The 14,813-nt window shown below is 48.6% G+C and carries 16 protein-coding genes; 12 read left to right on the top strand and 4 right to left on the bottom strand.

Annotated elements, in window-relative coordinates; all coding sequences use genetic code 11:
- The 6 genes from HMPREF1051_RS15360 to HMPREF1051_RS10685 all read left to right on the top strand — a co-directional run.
- The coding region (locus HMPREF1051_RS15360; protein ID WP_003768482.1) for a DUF2345 domain-containing protein at nt 1-543 on the top strand (543 nt) is incomplete at its 5' end.
- Nucleotides 533-1,291, top strand: a complete 759-nt coding sequence (locus HMPREF1051_RS10665) for a polymorphic toxin type 44 domain-containing protein (protein WP_003768473.1) — start codon at nt 533-535, stop codon at nt 1,289-1,291. The genes HMPREF1051_RS15360 and HMPREF1051_RS10665, both read left to right, overlap by 11 nt.
- A 3-nt stretch (nt 1,292-1,294) precedes the next feature.
- Complete coding sequence (locus HMPREF1051_RS10670) at nt 1,295-1,648, top strand: hypothetical protein (RefSeq protein ID WP_036493024.1); 354 nt, start codon at nt 1,295-1,297, stop codon at nt 1,646-1,648.
- A 23-nt stretch (nt 1,649-1,671) separates the two neighbouring features.
- The gene (locus HMPREF1051_RS10675) at nt 1,672-2,133 is read left to right on the top strand and encodes a DUF6402 family protein (protein WP_269208442.1); all 462 of its coding nucleotides are present in this window, start codon (nt 1,672-1,674) and stop codon (nt 2,131-2,133) included.
- Nucleotides 2,134-2,145: 12 nt separating this feature from the next.
- Nucleotides 2,146-2,739, top strand: coding sequence for a hypothetical protein (locus HMPREF1051_RS10680; RefSeq protein ID WP_003768511.1), 594 nt, complete (start codon nt 2,146-2,148; stop codon nt 2,737-2,739).
- A gap of 112 nt (nt 2,740-2,851) precedes the next feature.
- The gene (locus HMPREF1051_RS10685) at nt 2,852-3,451 is read left to right on the top strand and encodes a hypothetical protein (RefSeq protein ID WP_003768505.1); all 600 of its coding nucleotides are present in this window, start codon (nt 2,852-2,854) and stop codon (nt 3,449-3,451) included.
- Between the two features lie 93 nt (nt 3,452-3,544).
- On the opposite strand, the gene HMPREF1051_RS10690 is transcribed toward HMPREF1051_RS10685, so the two are convergent.
- Together HMPREF1051_RS10690 and HMPREF1051_RS10695 are read right to left on the bottom strand one after the other, a co-directional pair.
- A complete protein-coding gene (locus HMPREF1051_RS10690; protein WP_003768500.1) occupies nt 3,545-4,381 on the bottom strand; it encodes a GNAT family N-acetyltransferase in 837 nt (278 codons plus the stop codon).
- Nucleotides 4,382-4,714: 333 nt separating this feature from the next.
- Entirely contained in the window at nt 4,715-5,485 is a 771-nt protein-coding gene (locus HMPREF1051_RS10695; protein ID WP_003768484.1) for a DUF6796 family protein, read from the bottom strand.
- A 371-nt stretch (nt 5,486-5,856) separates the two neighbouring features.
- Between HMPREF1051_RS10695 and HMPREF1051_RS10700 the strand changes: the two genes are divergently transcribed.
- From HMPREF1051_RS10700 to pyrI, 3 genes are all read left to right on the top strand, one after another.
- Nucleotides 5,857-6,240, top strand: a complete 384-nt coding sequence (locus HMPREF1051_RS10700) for a hypothetical protein (protein ID WP_003768502.1) — start codon at nt 5,857-5,859, stop codon at nt 6,238-6,240.
- 241 nt (nt 6,241-6,481) lie between these two features.
- Complete coding sequence (gene pyrB / locus HMPREF1051_RS10705; protein ID WP_003768497.1) at nt 6,482-7,402, top strand: aspartate carbamoyltransferase; 921 nt, start codon at nt 6,482-6,484, stop codon at nt 7,400-7,402.
- Nucleotides 7,403-7,411: 9 nt separating this feature from the next.
- A complete protein-coding gene (gene pyrI, locus HMPREF1051_RS10710) occupies nt 7,412-7,870 on the top strand; it encodes an aspartate carbamoyltransferase regulatory subunit (RefSeq protein WP_003768487.1) in 459 nt (152 codons plus the stop codon).
- Nucleotides 7,871-8,011: 141 nt separating this feature from the next.
- Here pyrI and HMPREF1051_RS10715 read toward each other — a convergent pair whose 3' ends face one another.
- Nucleotides 8,012-8,860: an ankyrin repeat domain-containing protein gene (locus tag HMPREF1051_RS10715; protein ID WP_003768478.1), complete on the bottom strand. Its 849-nt coding sequence runs from the start codon at nt 8,858-8,860 to the stop codon at nt 8,012-8,014.
- Between the two features lie 275 nt (nt 8,861-9,135).
- Here HMPREF1051_RS10715 and HMPREF1051_RS10720 point away from each other — a divergent pair, with 275 nt between their 5' ends.
- On the top strand, nt 9,136-9,561 hold the full coding sequence (locus HMPREF1051_RS10720) for a hypothetical protein (protein WP_036493030.1): 426 nt from the start codon (nt 9,136-9,138) through the stop codon (nt 9,559-9,561).
- A 510-nt stretch (nt 9,562-10,071) separates the two neighbouring features.
- On the opposite strand, the gene amgK is transcribed toward HMPREF1051_RS10720, so the two are convergent.
- Entirely contained in the window at nt 10,072-11,076 is a 1,005-nt protein-coding gene (gene amgK / locus HMPREF1051_RS10725; protein WP_003768504.1) for an N-acetylmuramate/N-acetylglucosamine kinase AmgK, read from the bottom strand.
- Nucleotides 11,077-11,145: 69 nt separating this feature from the next.
- Here amgK and HMPREF1051_RS10730 point away from each other — a divergent pair, with 69 nt between their 5' ends.
- Both HMPREF1051_RS10730 and HMPREF1051_RS10735 read left to right on the top strand, forming a co-directional pair.
- Nucleotides 11,146-13,554 carry an LPS-assembly protein LptD gene (locus HMPREF1051_RS10730; RefSeq protein ID WP_196794322.1) on the top strand — a complete coding sequence of 803 codons (2,409 nt, stop codon included), beginning with the start codon at nt 11,146-11,148 and terminating at the stop codon, nt 13,552-13,554.
- Nucleotides 13,551-14,546, top strand: coding sequence for a peptidylprolyl isomerase (locus HMPREF1051_RS10735; RefSeq protein ID WP_003768499.1), 996 nt, complete (start codon nt 13,551-13,553; stop codon nt 14,544-14,546). Before HMPREF1051_RS10730 ends, HMPREF1051_RS10735 begins: the two co-directional genes overlap by 4 nt.
- The last annotated feature ends 267 nt before the right edge of the window (nt 14,547-14,813 follow it).

Raw genomic sequence — 14,813 nt, forward strand, 5'->3', positions numbered from 1 at the left:
GGTCAAAGCCTGACCGCCCATGCGGCAGAAAGCCTCAACCTGTTTGCGCAAAGCAGCGGCATCAAGGTGCAGGCCAATCAGGGCAAAGTGGAAGTGCAGGCACAGAATGACGAGTTGCAGCTGAATGCGCTGAAGGATGCAACGTTAACCAGTAGCGCAGGAAAGATTACCATTGCGGCGAAGGAAGAGATTCTGATTACCTGCAAGGGGGCGTATATCAAACTGGCGAATGGGGAGGTGGAGATTGGGAGTCCGAAGCTGGTTAGGGTGAAGGCGCCGATGGAGGTGGGTGGGGTGGAAAGTCTTTCCATTCCGGCATTGCCACTTTTTAAAATGACAGGGACTTACAAGTTGCAATATCAACTGACGGATGATAATAATCTCCCGCATGCCAATAAGAAATACACGGTTTATTTATCCGATTATCAAAAGCTGGAAGGTGTTACAGACGAAAATGGAATGACACAGGTGTTTTACAGCGAAAAAGCCAGTATTGCCAAAATTCACTTACATCTAAAGGAAGAAGAAAATCATGGGAAATGAATTGAAGACGACAAAAGGAAAATTTGTCAAAGGAGATAATTTTTTGGTCAAGCAGAAAATTACGACTCCTTGCGAACATAAAATCGATGGTGCGGTAAAGGTGGCGGAGTATATAGTCAGAGAAATCAAAAAGAACACTCGGAGTAAAATAGCGGAGAATATTAGATATTACGCTTCTGAAGAGGAGTATACGAAGAGGTTCAACGAGTGGAAAAATTCGTCTCTTATAGTGAGGTTATTGACACAGCCTGATCCACGCAATTTAATAATAGCAAAAACATTATGGACTGAGCGTGTTTTTAAGGGGAGACCGTGGGATCATAAAGAATATATCATTGAAACATTTAAGGGTTATGCAGTTGTGCGTTCGGCTTATTCTCATAAACTTAAACAAAATCGGACATTCAAAAAGCATTGGCATAAATATAAAAATTATGATTACAGATATGATATTTGGTCAAACATACATTATGGGTATGTTGGTTTAAGTGTTGGTTTTCAAAAGGAAACGCTATTAAATGGAGCAAATTTGGCACAGATAATAGATAGTTCAGGAGGGGATGCCGGAGATCCGATTGATGATGTTACTGCAATTAATATAGGCTTTTCTTTGTATAAGAAATTTGGTAAATTTGCTGATAAACTAACTGCAAATGATGTATTGGATGAGCTGAATAAACTTCCTGATAATAAATTGCCAGATGCAAGAAAAAGGCATACTTGTTTAGAAAGTAAAAATAAGTTATAGATTATGAATAAAAAAATTTTAATGGTTTTATGTATCTTTTTATTATGTTTTTTTTATAAAAATCTCCACCCTAAGGTAACATATTTTTACTATAATGAAGGTAAGCGCACTAGTATTACCTTAATTAGGAGTGATGGTAGTAAGGAATACTTGCGTCCTTTTTTTACTAATAATGTAACTTTTTATTTTCCATTCGATTGGTCATCTGAGCCAGATGGTATTATTTTAATATCAAAACATGACACAGCTATCTTTTTAAAAGAAGATATAACCTTTTGTACCATGGAAATTTACCTGGATGAAAATCAGAAAATTTCCGATGTTAAACAATATGATGGACTTTGTATTAAACCGTAGATATTCAATATTTGTAAAGTGTATTGAAAGACGAATTTTTCGCCACTGTCGCAGGCTGCACTTTGGCAGCTGCCATCGGAAAATACCGCATGCCTGGAAATAAATTGATTATAGAAAGTGTTTATCTATATATCCGAGACACATTTGATTTTCTTAACGATAATGGCGAAGATCAATACCTAGGACATTGGAATAATACAGGATTTGATGTGTTTTATAGCCATTATCTTTCAGATACGAAAAATGAGATTATAGATGAAAAACATGAGGCAAGGCTCAAGCAATATAGCCGGATGGTAGCCTCAGGCTATATAGCAGCGCCCCCTCCTCTTTTCGATTCTAAGCCGGAAGACCGTTTCTACCCTGTTAGGAACAGCCATTTCAACAAATGGCGAAATTTAAACAGACTAGGCGGGGATCTGCTGATATTTTCGTCTTTGAAAGAATATCGTTGTAACCCTCCAATTGAAGTAGTTTTGAAATAATAGGCAACGTTTATGAAAAAGAAAAAAATAGTGAAATGGTTTGGTTTCTTTATATTGATATTTGGGTTGGTTGAGTATTGGCGAATAACGGGGATGGAAGAAGAGATAAAAAATCTTTCCGTGAGCAGTGATTGTTACCAAAATAAATATTTAGTGAACTATCAAGAAGGTTCTTGCGGACTATATTTCATGCAAAATCCTGAAGCAATTTACCGAGAATTACGCTACAAAGATAACCCCGAATGTGAGTATTTATATCAACATAAAGTAGAACGTTTAGAACAAATAGAATTGGAAAAAAAGATTTTGGCAGATAATCGCAGAATTTTGAAAAATAGAAAAACTTTTGCCTGTACAGGATGGAGCGGTTTTAGGACAGCAATCTTTATTGCAGATGAAAAGGATAATTTGCTCTACTATTATCGAGATACATCCCCATTTGTTTCGGAATGGGTTCCTGAAAATTTTGCAAGACCCTCTATCGATGACGAATATATCGGCTGGAGTGGCGGACCTGACGGCGGTCCTGTTGCGCCACTGCACCCCAACCTCCTTCAACGGATAGATGCAAAAATTATACAGTGGCTGGTTGAATTGTTTTATTGAACAAATTTAAGCCGAAATCAAACCTAAAATTTTTGATAATTTAAAATCTTCATTGAGCTACGCCCAACCTGCTTGCCAATTTACTTAAACCCCTTTTTTAAAAGGTTACATCATGAGATCTTTTATCATATCTATAATACTGTTTTGTTCATCCGGTTTTTGCCTCGGACAGGAAATTCAGTCTATTAAAAATGAAGATAAATCATGCGATGATCAGAATTACAAATTAAGCCTTTTCAAAACGAATGATGCGTTATTTTCGGCATCACACTGTATTACCATCCATAATGAAGAAATAGACGAAATCAACGGAACAGATGGAATAGAAGAAATAATCCATAACAGTATATTGGTTAATGGAAAAAAATATGAATTAAAAAGTTTTAGAAAGGAGAATAGTCCAAGTAGGAAAATCAACTTGGAAGCAGTGAGCGTGTATAAGGATAATCGCCATCCCCCATTGCTTATTACTCTATTTTCAGAGGAATTTTGTTGTTATCCTCAACCTGAGGGTAAAGATTATACGATTCATTTATATAAAATTTATAAAGGCGAAGAAAATAGTGAACTGCAACTTACATCTGTAGATCATATTCTAGGTAAAAACGTTTCAGGATATGATGGTGGTACTGATGTAAAAACAAAATTTAAATTGAAAAATATCAGGAAAATAAAAAAATATTTAAATAAGAAGAAAGCTCTTCTTAATTAATGTATTGAGTAAGTACAGATTGAGTTGAAACCTGGAATTTATATTTATAAAGGTCGTCTGAAACCGTATTTGGTTTTCAGACGACCTTTTTGTTTATTTAGGATCGCAGCGGAAATGGTATGCGCAGATTTCGAAGCCGTTTTTGAAATACAGGCGGTGCGCATCGACGCGGTCGTGATTGACGTGGACGTTGAGGTGGATTTTAGTCACGCCTGTTTCCGCGCCGATTTTACGGACTTCTGCCAACAGGCGGGAGGCGTAACCTTTGCGGCGGCTTTGCGGCAGGGTAACGATGTCGTCGATGTGGATATGGCGGCCGCTGGCGAGGTTGCAGGATTCGCGGAAGCCGCAGACGGCGACGGCGTTGTGTTTGCCTTCTTCGAAAATACCCAAGAGGCGGTAGCCGGCGGGGCGTTGGACGGTGTTGATTTGTTCGGTGAATTTGCTGATGTCGGTCAATGAAGAACGCAGGACGCTGAGGGCGGCGAAGGCGGTGGATGTGTCTTCGGGCGGGATTTCGCGCAAAACGTAGTCGGCAGCGGCGGCTTGGACCGGCGCTTTTTCGGCGGCGTGTTTTTCTTCGATGGCTTGTGCCAGCGGGACGCGTTCGGCAGGTTCGCCTTGCGCCTTGGCTTCCTGTTCTTTCAAAAGCTCTTTGCAGTCGATGATGCGCAAGTCGTTGTCGGCGGCAAAGTCCATCAGGAAACGGAACATCTGCGGATTGTCTTCTTCGAGTTTCTTATCGACGGCGACGCAGCGGACGTTGTCCACCAGCATGGGGCGCACCCAGTTGGAGTAGGACAGCCGGTTGTCTTTGGTGAATGAGGACAATATGCCGCACAGGCGTTCTGCCCAGTCGCTGGGACGGAAAATCTTGCCTTTGTTGGTTGTGCCGTGAATCACGACTTCGTAAGGGTTGCAGACTAACATGGCGGTTTCCTGTGTAGAGTTTGAAATTAGGGTGAAACCTTTCAAAAACTGCTTTTCGTCTTTGTTTTTTATTGATTTCACAAAAGAATATATTTCGCAATTATACCCTACTGTCCGTGCTTCGTGGCGCTTGGGGCCGGAGTCGGATTTTTTGTTTTTTGAAAAACGACAAGGGGTCGTCTGAAAATGGAACGTTAAATTTCAGACGACCTTTGAGCCGTAGCGGCAATATGATGTGTGATGAGTTTGGGATGAAACGGCGGATTACCTGTATTACAAGCATCGACGCCAAGGCGGATGATTGCCGTCCGACAAAGGCGGCATCGTTTTATTTCAGCCCAGATGTATCCCCATTCCCCGCCTGCGGACACACGCCGCCGCACAAACAAAAAACACCAACTGCGCCAGATTAAACGTCGCCCCGCCAAGCGCGGCGGCAACGGGCGATTGCGGAAACAGGCTGCACGAAACCGCAATAACCGTTCCTACCGGCAACGGATTGCACCACGCGGTGGCGCGCGGAAGCAGCGTCCTACGGCGCAGCGTCTGTACCAGCAACAGCAGCCATCCCGCCGCAATCGAACCGACCGAGGCCATCCAGTGCACCTCCAGCATCCGGTAAAAATGGCGGAACAGCGTCAGTAGCGGCGGATAATCGTCCGGCACGGCATTCAGCAGCACCTTGGCAACCATGCCCGTAAAATAAAAACCGGCATGCCCCAAAGGCGACAGCGCATATCCGAAAAACAACACTGCAAAACCGACCTTGGCCGTGCGTCCGGGCCGCATCAGCCGGTAAACGCCGAATGCCGCCGCCAGATACAGCGCCGCAGAAAACGTCGCTGGCAACACGCCCCACAGCAGCCGCTCGGGCGAGCCGGCCTGCATCAGCACGGCAAAATCCGCTGCCTCGCCCAACTGCGGCGCCAGCGTCTGCGAAAGCAAAGGATAACGTTCCGGCGTCTGCACGAATCCGACCAGCAGCATATCGGCAACAGTCCAGCACACCGCCGCTGCAATTCCCGCCCAAAGCAGCAGAGAAAGTCGGGAAACAGCGATTTCAGACGACCCACACCTAACGGATGCTTCATTTTGATTTTGCATATCATAGAATCCTGTCGGGGTATTCTCGACAATAAAATAGACTATTAAACAGGAAGATAAGTTCTCAAATTATCGGTACGTCCTATGATGTTTTCACAAAATTTCCGGCAACTGCTTAAATTCATAGGGAATAACATAAGGCTGTCTGAAACTATTTCAAATAGCCTTAAATCATTCCGGTAGTAAAATTCAGACGACCTGCGTCTGATGTTCGTCGCCGCTTCGCCCGCGGATAATGCCCAAACGGTAAACGGTTTCGCCTTCTTGCTTTTTCACGCCTGAAATCCTGCCGGCTTCGTGTTGTTGCCACCACAGAATACTTCATGTAAATTTCCGCCTGCTCCAACAACCTCTATTCCAAAAAAACCACCATGAACATACAAAAATATACCGCAACCCTCCTGCTCGCCGCCGCATTCTCTGTTGTACACGCCGAACCGCAAGAAGCATCCTTCCAAGACCAATGCGCCCTGGTCGGACTGATGGCTCAAACCGCTATGGGCGAACGTTTGTCCGGCACGGGCATCGGACAAGCCGTCGAAAAAATGAACGAACGCTTTATGGTTGTTGCCAAAAACGATTACAGCCGCTCCTTCATTCAAGGATTAACCGAACGCGTGGCGCAAGAAATCTACCACCTCCCGCAATCGGCTTTGAACGCCGTCCCCAAATCCGACTACGCCATCTTCGCCCGAGATACGGGCAAGGCGGAATATCAGCTTTGTATGAAAGCCCTGACAGGCAAAACCGAATAAAGCAGGTCGTCTGAAAAGGATGAAACCCCATTTTTCAGACGACCCCTTTTCACGAAAATCCGAAACCCCACCCCGTCAAATATGCGATAATACCGCCACCTCAAACCGATTTCAGACGACCCATGCGCCTTAACGCCCGCCCCGCCCGTTTTGCCCGTACCGCACGCCGCGGCGCGTCCGTCGTTGTTTCGTAAAACCCCGCCTTAGCGGGGTTTTTGCCGAATTGAAGAAAGGAAGCCGAATGCCCAACCCGCTTTACCGACAACACGTCATCTCCATTTCCGACCTGACGACCGAACAGCTCGAGCTGCTCCTGCAAACCGCCCTCAAGCTCAAAGCCGACCCGCGCGACGACCTGCTCGAAGGCAAACTCATCGGCTCATGCTTTTTCGAACCCTCCACCCGCACGCGCCTGTCGTTTGAAACCGCCGTACAACGCTTGGGCGGCAAAGTCATCGGCTTCTCCGACGGCGCGAACACCAGCGCGAAAAAAGGCGAAACCCTCGCCGACACCGCCCGCATCATCTCCAGCTACACCGACGCCATCATCCAACGCCACCCCAAAGACGGCGCCGCGCGCGTGTCCGCCGAGTTTTCCAAAGTCCCCGTCATCAACGCCGGCGACGGCACCAACCAACACCCCAGCCAAACCCTGCTCGACCTCGTTACCATTTATGAAACCCAAGGCCGTCTGAACAACCTCAAAATCGCCATGGCGGGTGACCTCAAATACGGCCGCACCGTCCACTCCCTCTGCCAAGCCCTCAAACGCTGGGACTGCGAATTCGCCTTCGTCTCCCCGCCCAGCCTCGCCATGCCCGAATACATCACCGAAGAACTCGAAGCCGCAGGCTGCCGCTACCAAATCCTGCCCGACCTCGAAGCCGCCGTCGAATGGGCGGACATCCTGTACATGACCCGCGTCCAGCGCGAACGCTTCGACGAACAAGAGTTCGCCAAAATCCAAGGCAAATTCAACCTCAACGCCGCCATGCTCGCCAACGCCCGCCCCAACCTGCGCGTGTTGCACCCCCTGCCGCGCGTTGATGAAATCCACCCCGACGTCGATGCCACGCCGCACGCCTACTATTTCGAGCAGGCAACCAACGGCGTTTACGCCCGCATGGCGATTTTATCGCTGGTGTTGAACGAAGAAGTATAAGGAGCAAATATGGAAACCCCCAAACTCAGCGTCGAAGCCATCGAAAAAGGCACCGTCATCGACCACATCCCCGCAGGCAAAGGCCTGATTATCCTGCGCCAATTCAAACTGCTGCACTACGGCAGCGCCGTCACCGTCGGCTTCAACCTGCCCAGCAAAACCCAAGGCAGCAAAGACATCATCAAAATCACCGGCGTCTGGCTGGACGACAACGCCGCCAACCGCCTCGCCCTCTTCGCCCCCGAAGCCGTCGTCAACACCATCGACCACTTCAAAGTCATCAACAAACGCCTGCTCACCCTGCCCGACGAAATCGCCGAAGTGTTCCGCTGCCCGAACACCAACTGCGCCAGCCACGGCGAGCCGGTGAAAAGCCGCTTCTACGTCCGCAAACAAAGCGGGCAGACCAAGCTCAAATGCCACTACTGCGAAAAAACCTTCAGCCGCGATTCCGTGGCGGAGGCTTAGTTTTCGCTAAGGCTGGACCGGCATGAATGCAAAAGGTCGTCTGAAAACTTGAAATCAGGTTTTCAGACGACCTTTTTATCTGATATCACTAACTCAAAATGCCCGAACAATTAAGAGAATAAAAAAATATAGTGAAACTGATTAGCTTGCTAGGGCAGCGTAAAACGGTTGCAACCATACATTGATGTAATCATCCGGATTACCACTCCATTCCGCATCGAAGCCTTGCTGCTGCAATAAAGAAACTATGTTATCCGCCAATTCAGCAATACCGCTTTCATCCTCCGCAATCATGCCGTAATTCAGGTATAGACAACCAAATTCCCTTGCCCGATTTTTATTAGGCTCAGTATAGAAGCAGTAACCCATGAAACGGCTGCAGTCGGGCTGTTGTTCCAATTTATCGAAGCATTCGGCAATACATTCTCCAACGGTATAGCTTGCGTTGGGTATAGCGATGATGCCTGCGCGTTCCAGTTGGGCAAAGGCTTTTTTGATTGCAGCTGTGGTTTTACGCCATGTGGCGGTATCGGTGCGGTGTTCGGGATATTTGGGCGGCGGGGGTGGTTCGGGCAGCGGGTGTCCCGTCAGTGTGCTGAGTAGTTGTTGAACAGCTTTTTGTTCTTGGAGATTGTCAATGCAGTCCACCACATGCCTACCGTCGGATTCCAGCGTGGCTAAATCTGCGCCGTTGTCGGTCAGGAATTGTACGATTTCAGTGTCGGGGCAGAATTCAGCGGCTATCCAAAGCGGCGAACGCGGGTGGCTGCCTTTGCTGATTTGATTGATCGGGCAGCCAGCATGAACCAAAAACCGCACCAATTCAAAATTGACATTGCCGCAATTATCGGCAACAAGTGCTTCGTGCAGCGCGTTGAAGCCGTATTTGTTTGTCGTGAAAACGGCTTGGGGATCAGCTTGAACTATATCCTGCACGGCAGCCAAATCGCCGGCACGGGCGGCGGCGCAGATATCGGAGTATTTGGGCATAGGCCTTTCCTTTCAAACTACATCAAGTATTGGTAGAAAACGTAGCGTTCAATCCAGATCCTGATATCGAGTATCATGGTGTACACTTCGTATACGAAGATAAAGAAGCCGTACCTTATTTCATTGCAGGCCCTCGTTATCAAGTAGAAGCTACCCATAAAGATTCTTTAAGTGAAACACTAGCTGAGAATCTGCAAAAGGTACTCGACTTCACCTACAACAATAATGACCGAATCATGAAAGAAATCATGGGTCATTTCAAAGGTAACTAAATCATGAAAGACATATTCCCTTTAGTTGATTCATTTGGTATTCTTTCTTTGTTATCCAGTAATAAAGAAAAGTATAAAGATCATCCTGTTTTAAAACAGATTGAAGAGCTATCGACTAAACCACTCTATGTCGTTTTTAATGGCGAAGCTTTAGTGAAATGTATTCAGTATAAACAACCTATTCCTGTAGACAGTATTGAGGCAATAGCTAATGGTATTACTCAATCAGAAGACAATACTTTCGATATAGAAGTAACTCCTTCAGAATGTCTAATGCCAAATACACTATACGAAACAGTAAATCCTGTAATAATGCCATTGTACATTACTAAAATCCCTTCCTTAAAAGAAGGTGATAAGTTACAGGAAGACGACTTAGACTTAGTCGTATCTTTAGCTGGTTTCTTCTTAGCAGAAAAACCTAATTAATTTTGTAATTTACAAACAGACTTAAAAAAGAATCCTCTACTCCCGTAAAAAGGAGTAGAGGATTTTAATTTAGGTCAATGTAAAGGAAAGGAGGTGAGAAATGTGGATTTTGACTATTTGGTCCAAGTGATCAAACAAAAGTCAATGCTAGATGATCCTTTAACGCAAGAAGAAGAACATATCTTAGCATTGCACGAACAAGCCAATAATGACTTGTTCAATGATTGGTTAAGTAGTGTTTACTAATTAACCTAAAGAAGGATATTCACGTATCCTTCTTTTTTAGTTTAAATCCACAAATCTAATCTCCCATAATAAAGAACATTATAGGTAAGACTTCATTCTAAATCCATAATACTTATACTCTCCAAAACGATTGCCCCATTTTTTATACCATTCAGATCTAATAAAATCACTTAAAATGGAACAGATCGGATGACAAGATGTTTGAACGGAATGGTTTTACAGCCTGCACCGTTGGGCGACACAGGCTGTTTCCGTTACAAAAGGCTAAAACGTATAGCCGGTTTCCAATTCATCATCGCCGACCAGTTCAACCAACAGCGCATACAACGGAGCAAGCTCGGTGTAGCGGCGGGAGGTGCGGCGCAGGTAGTTGAGGAAGCGCGGGATTTCGGGGCGGTATTTGTCTTTGCCGTCGCGGTAGTACAGGCGGGCAAAGATGCCGGCGACTTTCAGATGGCGTTGTACGCCCATCCATTCGAACCAGCGGTAAAACTCGTCAAACGCGGCGGGTACGGGCAATCCGGCGGCGCGGGCTTTTTCCCAGTAACGGATGACCAAATCCAAGACGAATTCTTCTTCCCATTCGATGAAGGCGTCGCGCAGGAGGGAAACCAAGTCGTAGGAAATCGGGCCGTAGAGTGCGTCTTGGAAATCGAGTACGCCGGGTCGGCCGATGGTGAGCATGAGGTTGCGGACGATGAAGTCGCGGTGGACGTACACCTGCGGCTGGGCAAGCAGCGGCGGCAGCAGGGTGTCTATGGTTTGCTGCCAAAGCTGGCGTTGTTTGAAGTTGAGTTCGCGTCCGAGCTCTTTGGCGACGAACCATTCGGGGAAAAGGTTGATTTCGCGCAGCATGATGTCGCGGTCGTATTCGGGCAATTCGCCCGCGCGGCTGGCTTTTTGCAGCTCGACCAGTTCGTCTATGGCTTCAAGCAGCAGGGCTTTGTGTGCATCCGTGCCTTGCTCTTGCTGCATGGCGGTCAGGAAAGTGGTGCTGCCCAAGTCGTTGAGCACCATAAATCCTTGTGCTTCGTCGACGTGCAATACTTGGGGAACGTTAAGCATATTGAAAAGTTTTTGCACTTTTAGGTAAGGAGCGACGCTCATTTTGTCGGGCGGCGCGTCCATGCAGATGACGGTCTTGCCGTCGGCAAACGTAGCGCGGAAGTAGCGTCGGAAGTCGGCATCGGCGGCGGCGAAGCTCAATTCGAAGTTTTGTTCGGGATAGACGGCGCGAAGCCAATTTTGTAATTCGGTTTGTCGTTGCATAGCGGTGTCGCGGATTTTCAGGTTAAAATAACCGCTATTCTAACTGGCAAACCGATTTAAGGGGCGATTTTGGCTCGTTTATTTTCACTCAAACCATTGGTTTTGGCGTTAAGCGTCGGCTTCGGCGCGGGAGGGGCATATGCGCAAAATGCATCTTTGCCGCAACCTGCCGATTACGAGCCGGTAAGGGCCACCCCGCCTGCGGTTCAAAGCGGGGAAAACCGTCGTCCTGCCGATCAGGATAAATTGTCCTTGGGCGATACCTGCCTGTTTTGCCAGCATCAGGCTTCCGAAGCAAACAAACAGCCTGAAATCAAACGCAGCGGCGAAGACCCCCTGCCGCAGGATTACACCCGCGTGATTGCGGACAAGGTTGCCGGACAGTCTAAAGTCGCCGTCCGCGCCGAAGGCGATGTCATCATTGAACGCAATCAGGAAGTGTTGAACGCCGATTGGGCGGATTACGACCAAACCAGCGATACCGTCAGGGCGGGCGACCGCTTTACGCTGTATCAAGACGGCTCGACCGTCAGCGGCGATACTTTGGTGTACAACCTGAAAGACAATACCGGCTCGAGCGAATACGTCCGCGTCGATGCCGAAAAAGACGGCCGCCGCCTCCAAAGCGTCAGCGAAAAGGCGGAAATGAAAGGCAAAGGGCTGTACAAGCTCATCAATACCAAATTCAATACCTGCTCGCCCGGCGATGCGAGTTGGTTCATCAAAGCGAAAAGCATCGAAACCGATCAGGAAACGGGCATAGGTGTAGCAAAAGACGCATCGCTGGTGTTCGGCGGTGTTCCCGTACTTTATACGCCTTGGGCAGATTTCCCGCTCAACGGCCATCGCAAGAGCGGTCTGTTGGTGCCGACCTTGTCAACCGGTTCGGACGGTTTGGAACTCGCCCTTCCCTATTATTTCAACCTCGCCCCCAACTTGGACGCCACCTTCCGCCCCGGCATCATCAGCTCGCGCGGTGTGCAGCTTGGCGGACAGGTCCGCTATCTCGAGCCGAAATTTAACGGCGTCATTGACGGCGATTGGATGCCGCACGATAAAAAACGCCACGAAAACAACCGCTATCAAATCAAGTTTGACCACAACCACCAACTGACCGACAAACTCAGCGGCGGCATCAACTTCAATCAGGTTTCAGACGACAATTACTACCGCGATTTCTACGGACGCGAGGATATTGCCAGCAACGTCAACCTCAACCGCCAACTGTGGCTGAACTACGGCGACAATATCTGGGGCGGCTCTTTTGACGGTGCGTTGAACGTACAGAAATACCAGACCCTTGCCAACCAAAACGGTTACAAAGACGAACCCTACGCCATCATGCCGCGCCTGACCGGACGTTGGCAGAAAACCATAGGCAAGGCGAATATCAACGTATTCAGCCAGTTCACCCGTTTCGTACACGACAGCAAACAAGACGGCAGCCGTACCGTGCTGTATCCCAGCGTGCGTTGGGATTTCAACAACCAATGGGGCTATATCCGTCCGAAAATCGGCGTACACGCGACTTATTACGACTTAGGCTCGTTCGGCAACCAATCCAGCCGCCGCGTCAGCCGCGTATTGCCGATATTCAACGTCGATACCGGCATGACCTTCGAGCGCAACGCCAATGTGTTCGGCAAAGCCTATCTGCAAACCCTCGAACCGCGCCTGTTCTACAACTACATCCCGACCAAGTCCCAAAACGACTTACCCAATTTCGACACCTCGGAAAACAGCTTCTCTTACAACCAGCTTTTCCGTGAAAACCTGTACGTCGGCAACGATCGCATCAACTCCGCCAACAGCCTGACCGCCGCCGCGCAAACCCGATTCCTCAATCCGAACAACGGTGCCGAGCTGTTCCGTGCCGGCATCGGACAGAAGTTTTATTTCAAAAACGACAACGTATTGCTGGACGGCAGCGTCGGCCGTTATGAGCGCAGCCAATCCGACTGGGTCGGCTTCGCGCACGGCAAACTGAGCGACAGCATCCATGCCGGCTTCGATATCCACTACAACCAAAATGAAAGCCGCGCCGAAAGCTACGCCGCGACCGTCCGCTACAATCCCGAGCCGGGCAAAGTATTGAGCGCGCGTTACAAATACGGCCGCAACGAACGCATTTACCTGCAATCGGACGGCAACTATTTCTACGACAAAATCCGCCAAATCGATTTGGCGGCGCAATGGCCCATCCGTAAAAACCTTTACGCCGTCGCACGTTACAACTACGAAATCCAAGCCAAGAAACCGCTTGAAATCTTGGTTGGCGCGGAATACAAAAGCGATTGCGGCTGCTGGAGCGCGAGCCTCGTCGGACAACGCTACGTGACCGGCGAAAACAGCCGCAAAAACGCCGTATTCTTCAATCTCCAACTCAAAGACCTGAGCAATCTCGGCAACAACCCATTTGAAAAACTGCGCTTGGCCATTCCCGGCTACAGCAAAACCAACGAGGTAGTTACCCCATGAACGTCAAACCCCTGATTCTTGCCGCCGCACTCGGTCTGGCATTGAACGCACACGCCGCGCCCAAAGCCGCATCCAAAGGCAAGCCGGTCAAAACGCAGAAAGCGGCAAAACAGGCAGCGGCAGCCACGCCTGCCGATTCGGGCGCCGTACGCCTTTCCGACGGCATCGCCGCCATTGCCGACAACGAAGTCATTACCCAGCGCCAGCTGGCACATGCCATTGCCGAAGCGCGCCAACACCTTCCCAAAGGCACGCAAATCAGCGAAGACGAACTCCGCCAGCAGGTCCTGGCGCAACTGGTCAACCAATCCCTGATTGTTCAAGCGGGCAAACGCCGCAACATTCAAGCGACCGATGCCGAAATCGATGCCGTCATCGCCCAAACGCCGTCGCTGAAAAATCCGTCCGCACAGACCCGCCGCGAAATCGCCGACACCATCATTATGGAAAAAGTGCGCCAGCAGGCCGTGATGCAAAACAGCCGCGTCAGCGATGCAGAAGTCAACAGTTTCATCGAGCGCGCGCGCCAACAAGGTGTCGCCCTGCCCGAAGGCGAACCGATGCGCCAATACAGCGCGCAGCACATCCTGATTAAAGCCGACAACGACAACGCGGCGGCAGGCGCGGAAAGTACCATCCGCAAAATCTATGCACAAGCCCGTAGCGGCGCAGACTTCGCCGGTTTGGCGCGCCAATATTCGCAAGACGGCAGCGCGAACAGCGGCGGTGATTTGGGTTGGTTCGCCGACGGCATGATGGTTGCGCCGTTTGAAGAAGCCGTCCACAAGCTCAAACCCGGTCAAATCAGCCCGCCCGTACGCACACAATTTGGCTGGCACATCATCAAGCTGAACGACGTCCGTGACGCCGGTACGCCCGAAGAGCGCCAACGCAACGCCGTACGCCAATACATGTCCGGACAAAAAGCCCAACAAGCCACAGCAAACCTGCTGCGCGACCTGCACTCAGGCGCGTACGTCAACATCCGCTAAAATGTTGTTGAAAAAAGGTCGTCTGAAAAGTTTCAGACGACCTTTTTTTGTTTGAGGACAAATTCCCTCTGACACACCAGCCTAATCGCAAATCGAATATCCATCGGGACAAAACAACGTAACCACAGACAATTTGGCGGACAACATCATACCGCTCGCGCCGATTGATTCCAAATATAGTGGATTAACTTTAAATCAGGACAAGGCGAGGCAACGCCGTACTGGTTTAAAGTTAACCCACTATACATCTTAACCAAAAATAAATAT

The sequence above is a fragment of the Neisseria sicca VK64 genome (assembly GCF_000260655.1).
In the GTDB taxonomy this organism is placed as follows: Bacteria; Pseudomonadota; Gammaproteobacteria; order Burkholderiales; family Neisseriaceae; genus Neisseria; species Neisseria sicca_B.